Source organism: Escherichia sp. WS1152 (assembly GCF_046487665.1).
In the GTDB taxonomy this organism is placed as follows: domain Bacteria; phylum Pseudomonadota; class Gammaproteobacteria; order Enterobacterales; family Enterobacteriaceae; genus Escherichia; species Escherichia coli.
The window spans coordinates 15,294-37,333 of record NZ_JBJQJA010000012.1 but is presented as its reverse complement, the minus strand read 5'-3'; the positions used below and the strand labels follow the sequence as shown (position 1 = coordinate 37,333).

The window sequence follows — 22,040 nt, the reverse complement described above, 5'->3', positions numbered from 1 at the left end:
GCCTGATAAGACGCGTCAGCGTCGCATCAGGCAGTTGTTGTCGGATAAGGCGTGAAAGCCTTATCCGTCCTGGAATGAGGAAGAACCCCATGGATGTCATTAAAAAGAAACATTGGTGGCAAAGCGACGCGCTGAAATGGTCAGTGTTAGGTCTGCTCGGCCTGCTGGTGGGTTACCTTGTTGTTTTAATGTACGCACAAGGGGAATACCTGTTCGCCATTACCACGCTGATATTGAGTTCAGCGGGGCTGTATATTTTCGCCAATCGTAAAGCCTACGCCTGGCGCTATGTTTACCCGGGAATGGCTGGAATGGGATTATTCGTCCTCTTCCCTCTGGTCTGCACCATCGCCATTGCCTTCACCAACTACAGCAGCACTAACCAGCTGACTTTTGAACGTGCGCAGGAAGTGTTGCTAGATCGCTCCTGGCAAGCAGGCAAAACCTATAACTTTGGTCTTTACCCGGCGGGCGATGAGTGGCAACTGGCGCTCAGCGACGGCGAAACCGGCAAAAATTACCTCTCCGACGCTTTTAAATTTGGCGGCGAGCAAAAACTGCAACTGAAAGAAACGACCGCCCAGCCCGAAGGCGAACGCGCGAATCTGCGCGTGATTACCCAGAATCGTCAGGCGCTGAGTGACATTACCGCCATTCTGCCAGATGGCAACAAAGTGATGATGAGCTCCCTGCGCCAGTTTTCTGGCACGCAGCCGCTCTACACACTCGACGGTGACGGCACGTTGACGAATAATCAGAGCGGCGTGAAATATCGTCCGAATAACCAAATTGGCTTTTACCAGTCCATTACCGCCGACGGCAACTGGGGCGATGAAAAGCTAAGCCCCGGTTACACCGTGACTACCGGCTGGAAAAACTTTACCCGCGTCTTCACCGACGAAGGCATTCAGAAACCGTTCCTCGCCATTTTCGTCTGGACCGTGGTGTTCTCGCTGATCACTGTCTTTTTAACGGTGGCGGTCGGCATGGTTCTGGCGTGTCTGGTGCAGTGGGAAGCGTTGCGCGGCAAAGCGGTCTATCGCGTCCTGCTGATTCTGCCCTACGCGGTGCCATCGTTCATTTCAATCTTGATTTTCAAAGGGTTGTTTAACCAGAGCTTCGGTGAGATCAACATGATGTTGAGCGCGCTGTTTGGCGTGAAGCCCGCCTGGTTCAGCGATCCGATCACCGCCCGAACGATGCTGATTATCGTCAATACCTGGCTGGGTTATCCGTACATGATGATCCTCTGCATGGGCTTGCTGAAAGCGATTCCGGACGATTTGTATGAAGCCTCAGCAATGGATGGTGCAGGTCCGTTCCAGAACTTCTTTAAGATTACGCTGCCGCTGCTGATTAAACCGCTGACGCCGCTGATGATCGCCAGCTTCGCCTTTAACTTTAACAACTTCGTGCTGATTCAACTGTTAACCAACGGCGGCCCGGATCGTCTTGGCACGACCACGCCAGCCGGTTATACCGACCTGCTTGTTAACTACACCTACCGCATCGCTTTTGAAGGCGGCGGGGGTCAGGACTTCGGTCTGGCAGCAGCAATTGCCACGCTGATCTTCCTGCTGGTGGGTGCGCTGGCGATAGTGAACCTGAAAGCCACGCGAATGAAGTTTGATTAAGGGAGATAACAAAAATGGCAATGGTCCAACCGAAATCGCAAAAAGCACGTTTGTTTATTACTCACCTGCTACTGCTACTTTTTATCGCGGCGATTATGTTTCCGCTGCTGATGGTCGTCGCTATCTCACTGCGTCAGGGAAACTTCGCGACCGGTAGCCTGATCCCGGAGCAAATCTCCTGGGATCACTGGAAACTGGCGTTAGGTTTTAGCGTTGAACAGGCTGATGGTCGCATTACGCCACCGCCATTCCCGGTACTGCTGTGGCTGTGGAACTCGGTAAAGGTCGCCGGGATTTCCGCGATTGGCATTGTGGCGCTCTCCACCACCTGTGCCTACGCTTTCGCCCGTATGCGCTTTCCAGGCAAAGCGACGCTGCTGAAAGGAATGCTGATTTTCCAGATGTTCCCGGCAGTACTTTCACTGGTCGCGTTGTATGCGTTGTTTGATCGTCTGGGTGAGTACATTCCATTCATTGGCCTGAATACTCACGGCGGCGTAATTTTCGCGTATCTGGGTGGGATTGCGCTGCATGTCTGGACCATCAAAGGCTATTTCGAAACCATCGACAGTTCGCTGGAAGAAGCGGCGGCGCTGGATGGTGCGACACCGTGGCAGGCCTTCCGCCTTGTCCTGTTGCCGCTGTCAGTACCGATTCTGGCGGTGGTGTTCATCCTGTCGTTTATCGCTGCCATTACTGAAGTTCCGGTCGCATCGCTGTTACTGCGTGACGTAAACAGCTACACCCTGGCCGTGGGGATGCAGCAATACCTCAACCCGCAAAACTACCTGTGGGGTGACTTTGCCGCCGCTGCCGTGATGTCTGCATTACCGATCACCATCGTCTTCTTGCTGGCTCAACGCTGGCTGGTCAACGGCCTGACGGCAGGTGGTGTGAAAGGTTAAAGATGTTGTTCTGCCAATGTTATGCCGCTGCACCCTCAACTTACGTTATCCCAACTTGTGACTGTTATTCGGCGCTCCACGGAGCGCCTTTTTTTCTTTCGTCTGCAATCTGAATCGTTCGCCGGTTAATATTTCCATCATAGAGCTTATTATTTTTACGTTATTTGTTTTCCCACTTACGATAATTCTCTTTCGTGCTCTGAGTCACGGCAATAGTATTGTTTTTATCAATTTTGGATAATTATCACAATTAAGATCACAGAAAAGACATTACGTAAACGCATTGTAAAAAATGATAATTGCCTTAACTGCCTGACAATTCCAACATCAATGCACTGATAAAAGATCAGAATGGTCTAAGGCAGGTCTGAATGAATACCCAGTATAATTCCAGTTATATATTTTCGATTACCTTAGTCGCTACATTAGGTGGTTTATTATTTGGCTACGACACCGCCGTTATTTCCGGTACTGTTGAGTCACTCAATACCGTCTTTGTTGCTCCACAAAACTTAAGTGAATCCGCTGCCAACTCCCTGTTAGGGTTTTGCGTAGCCAGCGCTCTGATTGGGTGCATCATCGGTGGTGCCCTCGGTGGTTATTGCAGTAGCCGCTTCGGTCGTCGTGATTCACTTAAGATTGCTGCTGTCCTGTTTTTTATTTCTGGTGTAGGTTCTGCCTGGCCAGAACTTGGTTTTACCTCTATAAACCCGGACAACACAGTGCCTGTTTATCTGGCAGGTTATGTCCCGGAATTTGTTATTTATCGCATTATTGGCGGTATTGGCGTTGGTTTAGCCTCAATGCTTTCACCAATGTATATTGCGGAACTTGCTCCTGCTCATATTCGCGGGAAACTGGTCTCTTTTAACCAGTTTGCGATTATTTTCGGGCAACTTTTAGTTTACTGCGTGAACTATTTTATTGCGCGTTCCGGTGATGCCAGCTGGCTGAATACTGACGGCTGGCGTTATATGTTTGCCTCGGAATGTATCCCTGCACTACTCTTCTTAATGCTGTTGTATACCGTGCCAGAAAGTCCTCGCTGGCTGATGTCGCGCGGCAAGCAAGAACAGGCGGAAGGTATCCTGCGCAAAATTATGGGCAACACGCTTGCAACTCAGGCAGTACAGGAAATTAAACACTCCCTGGATCATGGCCGCAAAACCGGTGGTCGTCTGCTGATGTTTGGCGTGGGCGTGATTGTCATCGGCGTTATGCTCTCCATCTTCCAGCAATTTGTCGGCATCAATGTGGTGCTGTACTACGCGCCGGAAGTGTTCAAAACGCTGGGGGCCAGCACGGATATCGCGCTGTTGCAGACCATTATTGTCGGAGTTATCAACCTCACCTTCACCGTTCTGGCAATTATGACGGTGGATAAATTTGGTCGTAAGCCACTGCAAATTATCGGCGCGCTCGGAATGGCAATCGGTATGTTTAGCCTCGGTACCGCGTTTTACACTCAGGCACCGGGTATTGTGGCGCTACTGTCGATGCTGTTCTATGTTGCCGCCTTTGCCATGTCCTGGGGTCCGGTATGCTGGGTTCTGCTGTCGGAAATCTTCCCGAATGCCATTCGTGGTAAAGCGCTGGCAATCGCGGTGGCGGCCCAGTGGCTGGCGAACTACTTCGTCTCCTGGACCTTCCCGATGATGGACAAAAACTCCTGGCTGGTGGCCCATTTCCACAACGGTTTCTCCTACTGGATTTACGGTTGTATGGGCGTTCTGGCAGCACTGTTTATGTGGAAATTTGTCCCGGAAACCAAAGGTAAAACCCTTGAGGAGCTGGAAGCCCTCTGGGAACCGGAAACGAAGAAAACACAACAAACTGCTACGCTGTAATCTTCCTGTCCAGCACGCCGCGCCAGTTCGGCGTGCTGTCTTTTTACTCCCGCTTCAGCCGTTTCGAATTACACAGCCACAGGGTGATCACCAGTAACAGGATCGCAGCCGAGTAGATCAACACATCCAGTGGCGATTTATGATCGACGATGATCAAGCGCACAATGGCGGTGATCCCAATATAGACAAAGTAACGTAGCGGGAAGTGAAAACCGGACTGAAAGTACTTCACAATCAGCGCGATAAATTCGAAATAGAGAAAGTAAACCACCAGTCCTTCTACCAGCTCATATTTGCTGGTTTGTTCTGGCGCGAACAGCACATCAGCCAGATGCACCGTTTCTTTGCCGAGGAAGACAACCAAAATCAGGCCGAGGCACAGCAGGCCAAGATTGAGTACGGTCTGCAAAATGGTGGAGATAAACTCCACGCGCGGACGAGAGAGTGACGTCATAGCAGTACCTCCTTCACAGTGGCGAGCTTCCTGTATAACGCAAAAATGTGACGGAGATCTATATTTTTTGTGTATGTTTTGTTCAACCTGGATTTGGAGCGCGCCTCCACCAAAGCCGGATATACCTACCCGTAGGCCGGATAAGCCGCGCCTGGCGGCGCATCCGGCAAGACAAACCGCACCAAAGCCGGTAATTCAAAAATCACCCATTCAGGTGATTCCCAGCCACCAGCAATGCGCGAAAAATCGACAATGTTCCTCTGGAACAAATGAAACATAACCTGATAAAGGTGGTAAAAATGAAGCCTTATTTTGCTGCTTTGATGTTATCAGTCTCTGTTCTTCCTGCTTATGCTGGTCCGCTCGGTACTGCTGATAAAGCCGACCTACCGCAAAGCAATGTCTCCAGCCCAATGATGGCCCAGTCGCTCAGGCAACCAGACCTGCAACCGATATCGACGGACAGGAAGACAGAATGTTTTCGCCTTTACACACCAGATCGCAAACCGGGGGTGAACTGCGTTCCTGATGGCTCAACAGGCCATTAAGAATGAGGGTGCCAGTGATTGCGAAAACTGGCACCTTTCCCATGACTTAGCGGAAATTGACGCTACGGTCGCTGGTCATGTCATACAACTGGAACTTACGCCCAAGTTGCTGACCACCGTCACGCGTCAGCGGCGTCCAGCCAATCGCCGCACGGCTGCGTGTCGGGCCAGACGAGAAGAGATCCAACGGTACCGAGACATACACGCCCTTGGTGAAGTCCCCTTCGCCGTACTCCTCTTTCGAAACGTTGGTGATCGTGGCATAGCCGCCCACCACCACGCCGCTGTCAAAGCGTTTAGCGATCTCCAGCGTGCCGCCTTTATCCCCTGCCAGATACTGCCCGACGCTGGCTTTAACTAACACATCCTGAGCGAAAGATGGCGTCCAGTAGGCGGTCAGATGTCCGGTTTTCACGCTGTAGTCGGTGAATTTCATCATATCCTTTGCACTACGCCAGTCGCGCTGTTTAACGTAGTTGGCATCCAGACCAAACGCCCAGTTGCTGTCCAGCGGGCGATACAACACTTCTGCCCCCGCACCGCCAAACATGGTTTCGAGATAACCTCCGTAGACCTGACCGTAGAAGCCGTTGCCCAGATGCTGGAAGTAGTTGGCTTGCAGGTTATTCACATAGACATCGTTCTGCACATACTCGCGCACATGGGTACGAACGCGCGGTAAGTGCGAGTCCTGCGGCGGATTGGTGTAGTTAAACTTGTCGTAGTTGTTGGCAAGATTTGCAAACAGGCTGCCGGTGGTGAGCAGATGGTCCGTCAGCCACAAATCTGCCGTTCCCATCACGCCCAGCTGATACATGTAAAAGTTTTCCGGGCCACCGACCGACTGGTTCAGCACCGGATCGATATGGAAATCAAAGCGCGATTTGTCGATATACCAGCCCTGCTCGGTGGACTGCGGAACCACTGGCTCGACGCGTTTTTGCGCCAGCTTCGTTTCGTGGCCCAACGGCTCTCCGGCGAGATGATTTTTCAGGCTGGCGACATCCGTTTCCGTGGTCACCTGCGGCATGTTAAGGCGATTTTCCGTAACGCGGATCGTCTTGATCCCATCCGGCAGATCATTCATCACGATCCGATTAGCACGGATGATCCCTTCGCGCGAATCACGATATTTCACCTGCTCGCCGGTAACATACAGCGTATCGCCTTTCGCCTGGATCTGTGGATCGGCAAGTCCGGCATTGTATTTCAACAGCGTTAACTGATTCGCTACCACCGAATGCTGCAAAATGGCATCCTGCGGCTGCGGTTGATATTGCGGGCGGGCGTTATCGTTGTAAGGCGGGCGCAGATCGTTAAAGTTGGTGCGCAACGTAACGCCAAACATAAAGGTGTTGCCACGTTCATAGCTAAGGTTAACGTCGGCCCAATCGGTAACGCGATAAATCGCACCGACGTTAAACTTACTTTTTTGCTCCAGCTTCCCGGCAAAATCCTGCTGATAATTATTGCCTTCATACTCCAGTTTCAGGCGCAGCGGTTGCCAGGGCGTCTGGTATTCCACGCCGCCAAACAGTGAGGCAGGACCGTGGAACATCTGGCTACCGTCGATAGATCCCGCCTGTTTGTAGCTGTTATCGCGATAGCAATATTTATCACTGGCTGAACAGAGCGGATTTTTCACATTACCGCTGGTGCCCAGATATCCCCAGCCCAGGCCGAGCGTAAAATCGAACGGCCCCCAGGCTTTGCTGGCAACAAGATATTCCGCATCAAACAGCCCCGTACCGCCGATATCCCGCGCACCAACCGCCACTTGCGGCAGCCAATAACTCTCTTCCCACAAACGCAGTTTGAGATCGAAGGCTTTATCTTTATACGTTTGATCGCCAGAGAACGCTTCGACGCTGCTGTACTGCCGGGTGCGCACGTCGGTGTAGCGCAGCGTTGTTTCCAGCCACGGGAAGAGTTGCACTGAAGCTGAGTAATAACGGTACTGATCGTTATCGCGATAGTTCAGACTCAACTCCCCTTCCCGTGCCATACGCGCGGTGGGCGTTTGTAATAATCCTACGCCACCGAAATCCGACTGCGACGGACCAATGGGCGCAGGATATGTTTCGCCGTAGCAAGCTGTGCTAATGCCCAGCGCCAGTAAGCTAAGCAGATGTCTTTTTTTCATTATTGAGGTATCCGCTGCGTCAGAGTCTGAAGAATGTCGGCGTTAAGGGCATCAGGCGTCTCACTCCAGACGGAGTCCGCGAGGCCAACATAAATAATGCTGCCGGGCATCGGCTCTACGTGACGCTTGTTCCAGTAAGCCACCGGCGCTTTTTGCGTGCGTCCGTCCGGGTAAACCACCCACGCGTAGCTGCGATCCGCACCGCTGAGCAGGCTCTGGTCAGAGAGATAGCTCGCCACGTCGCGACCTGGAGTGAATGGCTGCTTGCCAGGACGGCTGATAAGCCCGAACAACGTGACCGTGGACGGCGGTGGTCCGACCCACAGCGTGTAGTTGCCCTGCAACGGCGGGTTACCGCGTTCGGCAACGCGGACGATATCGGGATCAAGATTGATTTTTTGCCTGCCCGTCACTTTCAACGCCTGAATTTGCTGGCGTAAGGCGTTAATCGCAGCGGCATCGTCGGCGCTGGAATCTGCGCCCTGTTCTGCCAGCTGTGTCAGCAACGCCTGCTGCTGACGCAATGCTGCCGCCGTTGCCAGCTCTTCGCTAATCACCGCACCAGGCCACCAGCTGTTTGCCAGCCGTGGTTGGCCTACCAGATCGATTAAATGCTCTGCACCCGTCAGCGTTTTGGCCTCACTGCTGCCATTGCTGAATACCTTGACGGTTCCTGCCGCGAAGACCGATGACGCCCCCACACTCAAAATCAATGCGACAATAGTTTGTTTAATCATTGTTTTGCCGCCTTGATGAGAGTGGTTTTCACCGGGAAATAATCTGCGCCGAGATACTGTTCCGACTGGCGAATTTGCCCTTCGCTGTCGATCCAATAGCGGTTATGCCAGCGCGCCTGGTCGGTGGAGACTTCTTCGTCCAGCACGCGAACCGCGGTTTCATCGCTGCCGACCTTAACGGTACCGGTGCCATCCCATTTGAAGACTGAGCGTGCGGTGGCGTAGCGTACCTGCTGGTACTCGGTCCAGCCCATCGTGCGCATCCAGGTTGCGCCATCAATGATTTGTGCGGGTTTAATCAGCGGGTCGGCGGCAAGGTTATTCACTTCAATCAGGTTGTCGCCGCCAAGCAAAGTCTTCACCAGACGACCATGTTGTGTGACGAGAGTAGCCTGATCCTGAGTGACCCATTTTTGTTGTCCGTCTTCAGCGAAGGCCAGCACCACAAATAACTGCGGCCCGCCATTAAGCTGCATGTACTGGCTGGCGTAGGGCATATTTTGAATATCATCATCCGTCAGCTGTACGCCTGGCGTACCGAACAGACTGTCCCACAGTGAATTGCCCAGCTCTTTCGTCGTGGCTGAACAGGCCTGTAATAGCAGGCAGATAAGAATGAATGCAGGTCGCTTCACGACTCTTCTCCAGAGGGGCAGAATAACCACACCGGAGTGTGGTTATGGTAAATCCCTTCATACTTCTAGCCACAGATGCAATGACTCGAATTATTTTGGGGATACATACTTTATTACTGGGTACTGGTGGTTGTGGTTGTTGTGGTCCCGGTATTAGAACCATCACCGCCACCGGTTGCCGCGAGCGCGACACCCACCGCCGAGCTTACGGTGCTGACGCTGGTCGCGGAGGAACTCCCCGCCGAAACCGACGTTGCTGCCGACCCTGCCGCTTCGCCCACCTGTACAGGTGCAGCCCACGCAGAAGTCGCCGCAAGCGCAGATATGGCAAAAATGCCATACAGAACTTTTTTCATAACAATTTCCCTTCATTGAATGAATGGAGATTTACCCAAAAACATTTCGGGCGGGATCGAGTATACACAACTAAAGCATACGAATTACGGCGCGGGGAATTAGCGATGGCGTTTTAGGATAATTGGAATGAATATCAAATATAAGTTTCAACTTATATTTAAATAACAATAAAAATCATAAACTTAAAATAAAAACAAAAGTAATTAATCTGCGTATTTTCCGAAATAAACAACGATTAAAAATCTATTTTAGGATTAACCTCACGGTATGATTTCCGTTAAATCACAGACAAGGGGATTTATCTGATAAAACAATGCCGACATAACGTCGGCATTGTTATTAAGGTTATTTAATCAATCGTGCTATGCATTAATTGCCGAATACGATGTACATATCGGCATCGACCTGTAGGCCTGATAAGACGCGTAAAGCGTCGCATCAGGCACCAGTTGCCGGATGCGGCGTAAACGCCTTATCCGGCCTACATAGCGGCATCAGGCATGAACGATGATTAACCGCGCCACGCTTTATAGCGGTTAATCAGACCATTGGTCGAGCTATCGTGGCTGCTGATTTCTTTATCATCTTTCAGCTCTGGCAGAATACGGTTCGCCAGCTGTTTACCCAGTTCCACGCCCCACTGGTCGAAGGTGAAGATGTTCAGGATCACGCCCTGAGTAAAGATTTTGTGCTCATACAGCGCAATCAACGCACCCAGGCTGAACGGAGTGATTTCACGCAGCAGGATGGAGTTGGTCGGGCGGTTACCTTCGAACACTTTGAACGGCACCACGTAGTCAAGCGTTGCCGGATCTTTACCCTGATCGCGATATTCCTGCTCAACCACTTCGCGGGATTTACCAAACGCCAGCGCTTCGGTCTGGGCAAAGAAGTTAGACAGCAGTTTCTGGTGATGATCAGAGAGCGGGTTATGGGTGATAGCCGGGGCGATGAAATCGCACGGTACCATTTTAGTTCCCTGGTGGATCAGCTGGTAGAACGCGTGCTGACCGTTAGTACCTGGTTCCCCCCAGATAATCGGGCCAGTCTGGTAATCCACAACATTACCGTTACGGTCAACATACTTACCGTTGGATTCCATATTGCCCTGCTGGAAGTACGCCGCGAAACGGTGCATATACTGGTCATACGGCAGAATCGCTTCAGTTTCCGCACCAAAGAAATTGTTGTACCAGATGCCAATCAGCGCCAGCAAGACAGGCAGGTTTTTCTCGGCAGGCGTGGTGGAGAAATGCTTGTCCATCGCGTGTGCGCCAGAAAGCAGTTCAACGAAGTTATCAAAGCCGATGGAGAGAACAATCGACAGGCCAATCGCTGACCACAAAGAGTAACGGCCGCCGACCCAGTCCCAGAACTCGAACATGTTGGCAGTATCAATACCAAACTCGCCAACGGCTTTGGCATTGGTTGAGAGCGCCGCAAAGTGTTTCGCAACGTGTTTTTCATCACCTGCCGCTTTCAGGAACCAGTCACGCGCGCTATGGGCGTTGGTCATGGTTTCCTGAGTGGTGAAGGTTTTAGATGCTACCAGGAACAGCGTGGTTTCCGGGTTTACTTTTTTCAGCACTTCCGCGATGTGAGTCCCATCGACGTTAGAAACAAAGTGCATGTTCAGGTGATTTTTGTACGGACGCAGTGCTTCGGTCACCATGTACGGGCCGAGGTCAGAACCACCGATCCCGATGTTCACTACGTCAGTGATTGCTTTGCCGGTATAACCCTTCCACTCACCGGAGATAATCGCTTCCGAGAAGGCTTTCATCTTCTCCAGCACCGCGTTGACTTCCGGCATTACGTCTTTGCCATCAACCAGAATCGGGGTATTGCTACGGTTACGCAGCGCTACGTGCAGCACGGCGCGGTTTTCAGTGCGGTTGATCTTCTCGCCAGAGAACATCGACTTAATCGCGCCCGCCAGATCGCACTCTTTCGCCAGATCTTGTAATTTCGCCAGCGTCTCTTCAGTGATGCGGTTTTTGGAGTAATCCACCAGCATCTGATCGTCGAAGGTTGCGGAGAACTTAGAAAAACGATCGCCGTCTTTAGCAAAAAGATCGGCGATCGTAACGTCTTTCATTTCATCGAAGTGTTTCTGTAGTGCCTGCCAGGCAGCGGTCTGCGTTGGATTGATGTTTTTCATTAGCAATACTCTTCTGATTTTGAGAATTGTGACTTTGGAAGATTGTAGCGCCAGTCACAGAAAAATGTGATGGTTTTAGTGCCGTTAGCGTAATGTTGAGTGTAAACCCTTAGCGCAGTGAAGCATTTATTAGCTGAACTACTGACCGCCAGGAGTGGATGAAAAATCCGCATGACCCCGTCGTTGACAACCGCCCCGCTCACCCTTTATTTATAAATGTACTACCTGCGCTAGCGCAGGCCAGAAGAGGCGCGTTGCCCAAGTAACGGTGTTGGAGGAGCCAGTCCTGTGATAACACCTGAGGGGGTGCATCGCCGAGGTGATTGAACGGCTGGCCACGTTCATCATCGGCTACAGGGGCTGAATCCCCTGGGTTGTCACCAGAAGCGTTCGCAGTCGGGCGTTTCGCAAGTGGTGGAGCACTTCTGGGTGAAAATAGTAGCGAAGTATCGCTCTGCGCCCACCCGTCTTCCGCTCTTCCCTTGTGCCAAGGCTGAAAATGGATCCCCTGACACGAGGTAGTTATGTCTGAAATTGTTGTCTCCAAATTTGGCGGTACCAGCGTAGCTGATTTTGACGCCATGAACCGCAGCGCTGATATTGTGCTTTCTGATGCCAACGTGCGTTTAGTAGTCCTCTCGGCTTCTGCTGGTATCACTAATCTGCTGGTCGCTTTAGCGGAAGGGCTGGAACCTGGCGAGCGATTCGAAAAACTCGACGCTATTCGCAACATCCAGTTTGCCATTCTGGAACGTCTGCGTTACCCGAACGTTATCCGTGAAGAGATTGAACGTCTGCTGGAGAACATTACTGTTCTGGCAGAAGCGGCGGCGCTGGCAACGTCTCCGGCGCTGACAGATGAACTGGTCAGCCACGGCGAGCTGATGTCGACCCTGCTGTTTGTTGAGATCCTGCGCGAACGCGATGTTCAGGCACAGTGGTTTGATGTACGTAAAGTGATGCGTACCAACGACCGATTTGGTCGTGCAGAGCCAGATGTAGCCGCGCTGGCGGAACTGGCCGCGCTGCAGCTGCTCCCACGCCTCAATGAAGGCTTAGTGATCACCCAGGGATTTATCGGTAGCGAAAATAAAGGTCGAACAACGACGCTTGGCCGTGGAGGCAGCGATTATACGGCAGCCTTGCTGGCGGAGGCTTTACACGCATCTCGTGTTGATATCTGGACCGACGTCCCGGGCATCTACACCACCGATCCACGCGTGGTTTCCGCAGCAAAACGCATTGATGAAATCGCGTTTGCCGAAGCGGCAGAGATGGCAACTTTTGGTGCAAAAGTACTGCATCCGGCAACGTTGCTACCCGCAGTACGCAGCGATATCCCGGTCTTTGTCGGCTCCAGCAAAGACCCACGCGCAGGTGGTACGCTGGTGTGCAATAAAACTGAAAATCCGCCGCTGTTCCGCGCGCTGGCGCTTCGTCGCAATCAGACTCTGCTCACTTTGCACAGCCTGAATATGCTGCATTCTCGCGGTTTCCTCGCGGAAGTTTTCGGCATCCTCGCGCGGCATAATATTTCGGTAGACTTAATCACCACGTCAGAAGTGAGCGTGGCATTAACCCTTGATACCACCGGTTCAACCTCCACTGGCGATACGTTGCTGACGCAATCTCTGCTGATGGAGCTTTCCGCACTGTGCCGGGTGGAGGTGGAAGAAGGTCTGGCGCTGGTCGCGTTGATTGGCAATGACCTGTCAAAAGCCTGCGGCGTTGGCAAAGAGGTATTCGGCGTACTGGAACCGTTCAACATTCGCATGATTTGTTACGGCGCATCCAGCCATAACCTGTGCTTCCTGGTGCCCGGCGAAGATGCCGAGCAGGTGGTGCAGAAGCTGCATTTTAATTTGTTTGAGTAAATACTGTATGGCCTGGAAGCTATATTTCGGGCCGTATTGATTTTCTTGTCACTATGCTCATCAATAAACGAGCCTGTACTCTGTTAACCAGCGTCTTTATCGGAGAATAATTGCCTTTAATTTTTTTATCTGCATCTCTAATTAATTATCGAAAGAGATAAATAGTTAAGAGAAGGCAAAATGAATATTATCAGTTCTGCTCGCAAACGAATTCCCGTACACTGAACTCTCTGGCTCACTGAGGGCACCATCATGGCACTCCCCCGTATTACCCAAAAAGAGATGACTGAGCGCGAGCAGCGTGAACTTAAAACACTGCTGGATCGGGCGCGGATTGCGCATGGTCGCGTACTGACCAACTCCGAAACCAACAGCATTAAGAAAGAGTACATCGATAAATTAATGGTCGAGCGTGAGGCTGAAGCGAAAAAAGCCCGCCAGTTAAAGAAAAAGCAGGCTTATAAACCGGATCCTGAAGCGTCATTTAGCTGGTCAGCAAATACGTCGACGCGCGGCAGGCGCTAATGAACAATCAACGCCTGAGATTTTCACTCGTCTGTGTGGACACAATCTTCCCCTCAACCTAACCCTCTCCCCGAAGGGGCGAGGGGACTGTCCGAGCACTTTTTGGACGTTTTCATCAGTCTGAGGCGTTAATCAGCGTCCCTTCTTTTTACGCCCCGGCGAGGTAAAACGCTTACCGTTGGACGCCGGGCGACCGCCTTTTTCCGCCGTTTTTTCCATCTTAACGACTGGACGTTTGATGCCCGCCGTTTTCGGTTTAGCCTTCGCTTTAGGTTTTGCCTCGGAAGAGGAATTTTCAATGAGCTTAAAGAGGTCGATTAACTCATCGTCGGTTAAATCGCGCCACTCCCCCAGTGGAATGCCGCTTAAGCTGACGTTCATAATGCGCGTACGTTCCAGCTTTTTCACTTCGTAACCAAAGTGCTCACACATGCGACGGATCTGACGGTTCAACCCCTGCACCAGGGTAATGCGGAAGACAAACGGTGCTTCTTTTTTGATTTTGCACTTTTTCGTCACCGTCCCGAGGATCGGCACTCCCGCCCCCATACCACGAATAAATTCATCGGTAATCGGTTTATCGACCGTTACCAAATACTCTTTTTCATGATCATTGCCAGCACGCAGGATCTTATTCACCAGATCGCCGTGATTGGTGAGGAAAATCAGCCCCTGGGAGTCTTTATCCAGGCGGCCAATCGGGAACACGCGTTTGCTGTGGTTAACGAAATCGACAATGTTATCGCGCTCGCCATCTTCGGTGGTGCTGACAATACCGACGGGCTTGTTCAGGGCGATAAGTACCAAATCTTCGGCTTCCCGAGGCTCAATCAACTGACCGTTTACTTTCACAACGTCGCCGGGTTTCACCTGATCGCCAATGGTGGCTCGCTTGCCATTAAGGAACACATTGCCTTGCTCGATATAGCGATCCGCTTCGCGGCGTGAGCAAATTCCGCTTTCGCTGATGTATTTATTTAAACGGACTGATGAGTCGGGCAGCATAAATTCTCCTGTAAAACGCGGAATATACCGTACCTCTTAGCAGGGAAAAACAGAGTTATGCGGCAACGTCGAAATTAAATGTGATCTGCCGCGCCTTTTATCACAAAAGTGTCTCCGGAAGTACAATGCAAATTTGCGTGGCAAAATAAGGATAATCAACATATTACGAATCGCTGCACACCTGTGCTGATAACTACTACGCAGAGAAACAAATGTGCAAGAGAAAGCGCTATTTCTCCCCATGCAAAGAGTGAAAAATCGCTTTGAAAGGCCATCATGATGGGGTTATATCAGATCAAGCGGTGAGAAAGCGTATTTGCACAAATGTGCAGAACCAGGAGGCGGCAATGGAAAACAGTGACGATATCCGTTTGATTGTGAAGATTGCCCAACTCTATTACGAACAGGATATGACGCAGGCGCAAATCGCGCGCGAACTGGGTATTTACCGCACCACCATCAGCCGCTTGCTTAAACGAGGCCGCGATCAGGGAATTGTCACCATCGCCATCAACTATGACTACAACGAAAATCTCTGGCTGGAGCAGCAACTGAAGCAAAAGTTTGGCCTGAAAGACGTTGTGGTGGTGTCGGGAAATGATGAGGATGAAGAGACTCAACTGGCGATGATGGGGTTACACGGCGCGCAACTGCTGGATCGCTTGCTGGAGCCTGGCGATATTGTCGGTTTTTCCTGGGGTCGCGCGGTGAGCGCACTGGTTGAAAACTTGCCGCAGGCGGGGCAATCGCGGCAGTTAATCTGCGTACCAATTATTGGCGGACCGTCCGGTAAACTCGAAAGCCGCTATCACGTAAACACATTAACCTACAGCGCGGCAGCGAAGCTGAAAGGGGAATCGCATCTCGCGGATTTTCCGGCTCTACTGGATAACCCATTAATTCGTAATGGGATCATGCAGTCTCAGCACTTTAAAACCATCTCTGCCTACTGGGATAATCTGGATGTCGCCCTGGTGGGAATTGGCTCACCGGCCATTCGCGACGGCGCTAACTGGCATGCGTTTTATGGTGGTGAAGAGAGTGACGACCTGAATGCCCGCCAGGTTGCTGGCGATATTTGCTCGCGCTTTTTTGATATTCACGGCGCAATGGTTGAAACGAATATGAGCGAAAAAACACTCTCTATCGAAATGAATAAATTAAAGCAGGCGCGGTATTCCATTGGCATTGCCATGAGTGCAGAAAAATACAGCGGAATTGTTGGTGCACTGCGTGGAAAATATATTAATTGTCTGGTAACGAATAGCAGCACAGCTGAACTATTACTGAAATAAAAATCTTCCCGATGTTTACCGTAATAAAAATTACGGCGGGTCCCTATTATCTAAAATCAGGAGTCTGTTATGCAAACGTGGTTAAATTTGCAGGATAAAATCATTATCGTCACCGGCGGCGCATCCGGTATTGGTCTGGCGATTGTAGAGGAATTATTAGCACAAGGCGCAAACGTACAGATGGTAGATATTCACGGTGGCGATGGTCAATATGAAGGTCATAAAGGCTATCAGTTTTGGCCGACCGATATTTCCAGCGCCAAAGAGGTAAATCATACGGTAGCGGAAATTATCCAGCGTTTTGGTCGCATCGACGGTCTGGTCAATAACGCCGGGGTCAATTTCCCGCGTCTGCTGGTCGATGAGAAAGCGCCTGCCGGGAAGTATGAACTCAACGAAGCTGCATTCGAAAAAATGGTCAATATCAACCAGAAAGGCGTTTTTCTGATGTCGCAGGCGGTGGCGCGACAGATGGTCAAACAACATGATGGCGTGATTGTGAATGTTTCCTCAGAAAGTGGACTGGAAGGCTCAGAAGGACAAAGCTGTTACGCCGCTACCAAAGCCGCGCTCAATAGCTTCACGCGCTCCTGGTCGAAAGAGCTGGGTAAACACGGTATCCGTGTGGTCGGTATCGCGCCGGGGATTCTGGAAAAAACAGGACTGCGCACGCCGGAATATGAAGAAGCGCTGGCGTGGACGCGCAATATCACCGTCGAGCAGCTGCGTGAAGGCTATACCAAAAACGCCATTCCTATTGGGCGCGCCGGAAGATTAGCAGAAGTCGCTGATTTTGTTTGTTATCTGCTGTCTGAACGCGCCAGCTACATCACCGGAGTAACCACTAACATTGCGGGCGGCAAAACGCGCGGATAAGGAGGCTTTATGGTCAACGCCATTTTTTGTGCCCACGGCAAATTAGCTTGCGCCATGCTGGAATCGGTTCAGATGGTTTACGGCAACACCAATGTTGAAGCCGTTGAATTTGTGCCCGGTGAAAACGCCGGAGACATCGTAGCAAAGCTGAAAAAGTTAGTAAGCATTCACAATCAAGATGAGTGGCTGATTGCCGTGGATTTACAGTGCGGCAGCCCGTGGAATGCGGCAGCGATGCTTGCGATGCGCAATCCTCGTCTGCGGGTAATCAGCGGACTTTCTCTGCCGCTGGCGCTCGAACTGGTTGATAACCAGGACAGCATGAATGTTGATGAACTGTGTGAACACCTGACGCAAATCGCAAAGCAAACCTGCGTTGTCTGGAAACAACTGGCAACGACAGAGGAGGATTTCTGATGAACATTACGCTCGCCCGCATTGATGACCGCCTGATCCATGGTCAGGTCACTACCGTCTGGTCGAAAGTGGCTAACGCCCAGCGCATTATTATCTGCAATGACGAAGTTTATAACGATGAAGTTCGCCGGACATTATTGCGTCAGGCTGCGCCACCGGGAATGAAGGTTAACGTGGTCAATATTGAAAAAGCCATCGCGGTTTATCACAACCCGCAATATCAGGACGAAACCGTTTTTTATCTTTTCACTCGCCCACAGGATGCCTTAGCGATGGTTCGCCAGGGGGTAAAAATAGGCACCCTGAATATTGGCGGCATGGCCTGGCGGCCCGGTAAAAAACAGTTAACCAAAGCGGTTTCATTAGATGATGATGATATTAACGCATTTCATGAGTTAAATAATCTTGGCGTCATATTGGATTTACGCGTCGTAGCGTCAGATCCCTCAATCAATATTATCGACAAAATAAACGAACAGTTAATCGCAAATTAAATAATAGCGCCTGTGTACATATGCTTTAACAGGCAGGGATGACGACACTTAAAAGGTGACAAATCATGGAAATAAGTACCCTACAAATTATTGCTATATTTCTTTTTTCCTGTATTGCCGGAATGGGCAGCGTGCTGGATGAATTTCAGACTCATCGCCCGTTAATTGCCTGTACGGTGATTGGTTTAATTCTCGGTGATTTAAAAACCGGAATAATACTCGGTGGTACGCTGGAATTGATAGCTCTCGGCTGGATGAACGTCGGCGCGGCGCAATCTCCGGACTCTGCACTCGCCAGCATAATCTCCGCCATTCTGGTTATCGTTGGTCAGCAAAGCATCGCCACCGGAATCGCCATCGCGTTGCCTGTGGCTGCGGCAGGCCAGGTGCTGACGGTGTTTGCCCGTACCATCACCGTAGTGTTCCAGCACGCGGCGGATAAAGCAGCGGAAGAGGCGCAGTTTCGCACTCTCGATATTCTGCATGTCTCCGCGCTTGGCGTGCAGGCGCTGCGCGTTGCTATTCCGGCACTGATTGTCTCGCTGTTCGTCAGCGCCGATATGGTGAGCAATATGTTAAACGCCATTCCCGAATTTGTGACCCGAGGACTACAGATTGCTGGCGGTTTTATCGTGGTGGTCGGTTACGCCATGGTGCTACGTATGATGGGCGTGAAATATTTGATGCCTTTCTTTTTCCTCGGTTTCCTCGCAGGTGGCTACCTCGATCTCAGTCTGCTGGCGTTCGGTGGCGTCGGCGTGATCATGGCCCTGGTCTACATCCAGCTAAATCCACAGTGGCGTAAAGCTGAACCTCAACTCCAGGCCACCGCCTCCACCGCCCTTGACCAACTTGACGATTAACGGAGCCATCATGGAACAGAGAAAAATTACACGCAGCGATCTGGTGAGCATGTTTCTGCGCTCCAACCTGCAACAGGCGTCCTTTAACTTTGAACGTATTCACGGGCTGGGTTTTTGCTACGACATGATCCCCGCCATCAAGCGACTTTACCCATTAAAAGAGGATCAGGTTGCGGCGCTCAGGCGACACCTGGTGTTCTTCAATACCACGCCAGCCGTATGTGGCCCGGTCATCGGCGTCACTGCCGCCATGGAAGAGGCGCGGGCCAACGGCGCGGAAATTGATGACGGTACCATTAACGGCATCAAAGTCGGTCTGATGGGACCATTGGCAGGAGTTGGCGATCCACTGGTCTGGGGAACGCTGCGCCCGATTACCGCCGCGCTCGGCGCATCTCTGGCACTTTCGGGCAACATTCTCGGCCCGCTGCTGTTCTTCTTTATTTTCAATGCGGTGCGTCTGGCGATGAAGTGGTATGGCCTACAGCTCGGCTTTCGCAAAGGGGTGAATATCGTCAGCGATATGGGCGGGAATGTGCTGCAAAAACTCACCGAAGGCGCGTCGATTCTCGGACTGTTTGTGATGGGCGTGCTGGTCACCAAATGGACGTCAATCAACGTACCGTTGGTGGTTTCACAAACGCATGCCGCCGATGGCTCCACCGTCACCATGACCGTGCAGAACATTCTCGACCAACTTTGCCCTGGTTTGCTGGCGCTCGGTCTGACGCTACTAATGGTTCGTCTGCTCAACAAAAAAATTAACCCGGTATGGCTGATTTTCGCCCTGTTTGGCTTAGGGATTATCGGCAATGCGCTGGGCTTCCTGTCCTGATTCTTCGCCCCGGCACGACTGCCGGGGCCATCGCTCAACATAAGGTGGTTTATGAAAACAACAGCTCTGCGTCTTTATGGTAAACGTGATTTACGCCTGGAAACCTTTGATCTTCCTGAAATGCAGGAGGATGAAATCCTCGCGACGGTGGTCACTGACAGCCTGTGCCTCTCTTCCTGGAAAGAGGCCAACCTGGGTGAAAACCATAAAAAAGTACCCGACGATGTGGCGACCAACCCAATCATCATCGGCCACGAGTTTTGCGGCGATATTCTGGCCGTGGGTAAAAAGTGGCAGCACAAATTCCAGCCGGGTCAACGTTATGTAATACAGGCCAACCTGCAACTCCCCGACCGCCCGGACTGCCCCGGCTACTCCTTCCCGTGGGTGGGTGGTGAAGCCACACATGTGGTTATCCCAAATGAGGTTATGGAACAAGATTGCCTGCTGGCATACGAAGGCGAAACCTACTTTGAAGGCTCGCTGGTTGAACCGCTTTCCTGCGTGATTGGCGCGTTCAACGCCAACTATCATCTTCAGGAAGGTAGTTATAACCACACGATGGGGATTCGCCCGCAAGGGCGCACGCTGATCCTCGGCGGCACCGGACCAATGGGACTGTTGGCGATTGATTATGCGCTACATGGACCCGTTAACCCGTCGCTGCTCGTCATTACCGATACCGACAACGATAAATTGAGTTATGCGCGCAAGCACTATCCATCAGAACCGCAAACACTGATTCATTATCTCAATGCCACCGATGCAGCATTTGATACGCTAATGGCGCTGAGTGGCGGTCACGGCTTCGATGATATTTTCGTCTTTGTGCCTAATGAAGGACTGGTGACTCTCGCCTCTTCCTTGCTGGCGACAGATGGTTGCCTGAATTTCTTCGCCGGACCGCAGGATAAACATTTCAGCGCGCCAATTAATTTCTACGATGTGCATTATGCATTTACCCACTACGTGGGCACGTCAGGCGGCAATACCGACGACATGCGCGCAGCGGTCAAATTGATTGAAGAGAAAAAAGTGCAGGCCGCAAAAGTGGTAACACATATTCTTGGGCTGAATGCCGCGGGCGAAACCACGCTTGAATTACCTGCCGTCGGCGGCGGCAAAAAGCTGGTGTATACCGGGAAATACCTGCCGCTGACGTCACTCACGCAGATTCAGGATCAAGCACTGGCGGCGATTCTGACGCGTCATCAGGGGATCTGGTCCGGTGAGGCGGAGCAATATCTGCTCACTCATGCAGAGGCAATTTCCCATGATTAATCGCGTTACTCAACTCTGCATGTCGCTGGCTGGTCGCACCAGCAACTTCGCGACCGGATGTGCTGCTGATTGCTGAAGCAGCACAATTTGCACGAGAAGCATAAAAAATATCAGCGCCTTAAGGGGCGCTCAAATTGGTGGCAAAGTGCACATTGTTTATGCCGGATGCGGAATGAAGCCTTATTCGGTCTACATAATTTTGAAAATTCAATATATTGCAGTTATCTGGTAGGCCAGGTAAGCGTAGCGCATCAGGCAATGCTGTGTTTGTCATCAGTCTCAGCGCCTGTGCAATACGTGACATCGTGAGCCATGTCAGTAAGTGGTTAAATTCGCAGTGGTAGCATTCCTTCCGTGATTTCTTACTAACCGGAGAAGTAATGGAACTGCTTTTATTGAGTAACTCGACGCTGCCGGGTAAAGCCTGGCTGGAACATGCACTGCCGCTAATTGCTGAACAGTTGCAGGGTCGCCGCTCAGCGGTGTTTATCCCTTTCGCTGGCGTAACGCAGACCTGGGATGATTACACAGCGAAAACGGCTGCGGTTCTCGCTCCGCTGGGTGTTTCTGTCACCGGTATTCATAGCGTTGTCGATCCCGTTGCCGCGATTGAAAATGCTGAGATCGTGATTGTCGGGGGCGGGAATACTTTCCAGTTGCTGAAACAGTGCCGCGAGCGCGGGCTGCTGGCACCAATTACTGACGTGGTTAAACGTGGTGCGCTGTATATTGGCTGGAGCGCAGGCGCTAACCTTGCTTGCCCAACCATTCGTACCACCAACGATATGCCGATTGTCGATCCGCAAGGTTTCGATGCGCTAAATCTGTTCCCGCTGCAAATCAACCCGCACTTCACCAACGCGCTGCCGGAAGGCCATAAAGGTGAAACCCGTGAGCAGCGTATTCGCGAACTGCTGGTCGTCGCGCCAGAACTGACGATTATTGGTCTACCGGAAGGTAACTGGATCACAGTGAGTAAAGGTCACGCTACGCTGGGTGGCCCGAACACCACTTATGTGTTTAAGGCTGGTGAAGAAGCGGTGCCGCTAGAAGCTGGTCACCGTTTTTAAGTGAATTGCCGGATGCATGATCCGGCATCTTGTTCATAGTGCCTGATGCGACGCTTGACGCGTCTTATCAGGCCTACAGGATTC

General features: G+C 51.5%; 22 protein-coding genes and 1 riboswitch. Of the genes, 14 read left to right on the top strand and 8 right to left on the bottom strand.

Features of this window, described 5'->3' with window-relative positions; genetic code table 11:
• Positions 1–89 precede the first annotated feature (89 nt).
• From malF to xylE, 3 genes are all read left to right on the top strand, one after another.
• Positions 90–1,634: a maltose ABC transporter permease MalF gene (gene malF, locus ACJHW7_RS17730; RefSeq protein WP_021557419.1), complete on the top strand. Its 1,545-nt coding sequence runs from the start codon at positions 90–92 to the stop codon at positions 1,632–1,634.
• 14 nt (positions 1,635–1,648) lie between these two features.
• Positions 1,649–2,539 carry a maltose ABC transporter permease MalG gene (malG, locus tag ACJHW7_RS17725; RefSeq protein ID WP_001252058.1) on the top strand — a complete coding sequence of 297 codons (891 nt, stop codon included), beginning with the start codon at positions 1,649–1,651 and terminating at the stop codon, positions 2,537–2,539.
• A gap of 371 nt (positions 2,540–2,910) precedes the next feature.
• Positions 2,911–4,386, top strand: a complete 1,476-nt coding sequence (gene xylE / locus ACJHW7_RS17720) for a D-xylose transporter XylE (protein WP_001097289.1) — start codon at positions 2,911–2,913, stop codon at positions 4,384–4,386.
• A 43-nt stretch (positions 4,387–4,429) separates the two neighbouring features.
• Here the strand turns inward: xylE and psiE are convergent, their stop codons facing one another.
• Entirely contained in the window at positions 4,430–4,840 is a 411-nt protein-coding gene (psiE, locus tag ACJHW7_RS17715) for a phosphate-starvation-inducible protein PsiE (protein WP_000202902.1), read from the bottom strand.
• 125 nt (positions 4,841–4,965) lie between these two features.
• On the bottom strand, positions 4,966–5,109 hold the full coding sequence (locus tag ACJHW7_RS17710; protein WP_000487766.1) for a hypothetical protein: 144 nt from the start codon (positions 5,107–5,109) through the stop codon (positions 4,966–4,968).
• Between ACJHW7_RS17710 and ACJHW7_RS17705 the strand changes: the two genes are divergently transcribed.
• Entirely contained in the window at positions 5,110–5,388 is a 279-nt protein-coding gene (locus tag ACJHW7_RS17705; RefSeq protein ID WP_023637013.1) for a hypothetical protein, read from the top strand.
• A gap of 46 nt (positions 5,389–5,434) precedes the next feature.
• On the opposite strand, the gene ACJHW7_RS17700 is transcribed toward ACJHW7_RS17705, so the two are convergent.
• The 5 genes from ACJHW7_RS17700 to pgi all read right to left on the bottom strand — a co-directional run bounded on the left by ACJHW7_RS17700 (position 5,435) and on the right by pgi (position 11,421).
• Positions 5,435–7,531 carry a YjbH domain-containing protein gene (locus tag ACJHW7_RS17700; protein WP_021557418.1) on the bottom strand — a complete coding sequence of 699 codons (2,097 nt, stop codon included), beginning with the start codon at positions 7,529–7,531 and terminating at the stop codon, positions 5,435–5,437.
• Positions 7,531–8,268 carry a capsule biosynthesis GfcC family protein gene (locus ACJHW7_RS17695; protein WP_021557417.1) on the bottom strand — a complete coding sequence of 246 codons (738 nt, stop codon included), beginning with the start codon at positions 8,266–8,268 and terminating at the stop codon, positions 7,531–7,533. The genes ACJHW7_RS17700 and ACJHW7_RS17695 overlap by 1 nt, the downstream gene beginning before the upstream one ends.
• Positions 8,265–8,903, bottom strand: coding sequence for a YjbF family lipoprotein (locus ACJHW7_RS17690; RefSeq protein WP_021557416.1), 639 nt, complete (start codon positions 8,901–8,903; stop codon positions 8,265–8,267). The genes ACJHW7_RS17695 and ACJHW7_RS17690 overlap by 4 nt, the downstream gene beginning before the upstream one ends.
• 113 nt (positions 8,904–9,016) lie before the next feature.
• Positions 9,017–9,259 carry an exopolysaccharide production protein YjbE gene (gene yjbE / locus ACJHW7_RS17685; protein WP_000757333.1) on the bottom strand — a complete coding sequence of 81 codons (243 nt, stop codon included), beginning with the start codon at positions 9,257–9,259 and terminating at the stop codon, positions 9,017–9,019.
• A 512-nt stretch (positions 9,260–9,771) separates the two neighbouring features.
• Positions 9,772–11,421: a glucose-6-phosphate isomerase gene (gene pgi / locus ACJHW7_RS17680; RefSeq protein ID WP_021557415.1), complete on the bottom strand. Its 1,650-nt coding sequence runs from the start codon at positions 11,419–11,421 to the stop codon at positions 9,772–9,774.
• A gap of 236 nt (positions 11,422–11,657) precedes the next feature.
• A riboswitch (Lysine riboswitch) is annotated at positions 11,658–11,854 on the top strand.
• A gap of 91 nt (positions 11,855–11,945) precedes the next feature.
• Here pgi and lysC point away from each other — a divergent pair.
• Positions 11,946–13,295: a lysine-sensitive aspartokinase 3 gene (lysC, locus tag ACJHW7_RS17675; RefSeq protein ID WP_001290321.1), complete on the top strand. Its 1,350-nt coding sequence runs from the start codon at positions 11,946–11,948 to the stop codon at positions 13,293–13,295.
• A 252-nt stretch (positions 13,296–13,547) separates the two neighbouring features.
• Positions 13,548–13,820, top strand: a complete 273-nt coding sequence (locus tag ACJHW7_RS17670; RefSeq protein ID WP_001207638.1) for a DUF3811 domain-containing protein — start codon at positions 13,548–13,550, stop codon at positions 13,818–13,820.
• A 132-nt stretch (positions 13,821–13,952) separates the two neighbouring features.
• On the opposite strand, the gene rluF is transcribed toward ACJHW7_RS17670, so the two are convergent.
• Positions 13,953–14,825 (bottom strand): 23S rRNA pseudouridine(2604) synthase RluF, encoded by an 873-nt coding sequence (gene rluF, locus ACJHW7_RS17665; protein ID WP_021557414.1) that lies wholly within the window; start codon positions 14,823–14,825, stop codon positions 13,953–13,955.
• Positions 14,826–15,172: 347 nt separating this feature from the next.
• Between rluF and ACJHW7_RS17660 the strand changes: the two genes are divergently transcribed.
• The 8 genes from ACJHW7_RS17660 (at position 15,173) to pepE (ending at position 21,956) form a co-directional block, all read left to right on the top strand.
• Positions 15,173–16,120, top strand: coding sequence for a sugar-binding transcriptional regulator (locus ACJHW7_RS17660; RefSeq protein WP_021557413.1), 948 nt, complete (start codon positions 15,173–15,175; stop codon positions 16,118–16,120).
• Positions 16,121–16,189: 69 nt separating this feature from the next.
• Entirely contained in the window at positions 16,190–16,996 is an 807-nt protein-coding gene (locus ACJHW7_RS17655; protein WP_001195416.1) for an SDR family oxidoreductase, read from the top strand.
• 9 nt (positions 16,997–17,005) lie between these two features.
• Complete coding sequence (locus ACJHW7_RS17650) at positions 17,006–17,413, top strand: mannose/fructose/sorbose PTS transporter subunit IIA (RefSeq protein WP_000245654.1); 408 nt, start codon at positions 17,006–17,008, stop codon at positions 17,411–17,413.
• A complete protein-coding gene (locus ACJHW7_RS17645) occupies positions 17,413–17,907 on the top strand; it encodes a PTS system mannose/fructose/N-acetylgalactosamine-transporter subunit IIB (RefSeq protein ID WP_001027844.1) in 495 nt (164 codons plus the stop codon). Before ACJHW7_RS17650 ends, ACJHW7_RS17645 begins: the two co-directional genes overlap by 1 nt.
• A 65-nt stretch (positions 17,908–17,972) precedes the next feature.
• The gene (locus tag ACJHW7_RS17640) at positions 17,973–18,770 is read left to right on the top strand and encodes a PTS mannose/fructose/sorbose transporter subunit IIC (protein WP_040235150.1); all 798 of its coding nucleotides are present in this window, start codon (positions 17,973–17,975) and stop codon (positions 18,768–18,770) included.
• A gap of 10 nt (positions 18,771–18,780) precedes the next feature.
• A complete protein-coding gene (locus tag ACJHW7_RS17635) occupies positions 18,781–19,605 on the top strand; it encodes a PTS system mannose/fructose/sorbose family transporter subunit IID (RefSeq protein ID WP_000437902.1) in 825 nt (274 codons plus the stop codon).
• A 51-nt stretch (positions 19,606–19,656) separates the two neighbouring features.
• A complete protein-coding gene (sorE, locus tag ACJHW7_RS17630; protein ID WP_021557412.1) occupies positions 19,657–20,886 on the top strand; it encodes an L-sorbose 1-phosphate reductase in 1,230 nt (409 codons plus the stop codon).
• Positions 20,887–21,266: 380 nt separating this feature from the next.
• Positions 21,267–21,956: a dipeptidase PepE gene (gene pepE, locus ACJHW7_RS17625; protein WP_000421763.1), complete on the top strand. Its 690-nt coding sequence runs from the start codon at positions 21,267–21,269 to the stop codon at positions 21,954–21,956.
• Positions 21,957–22,040 lie beyond the last annotated feature (84 nt).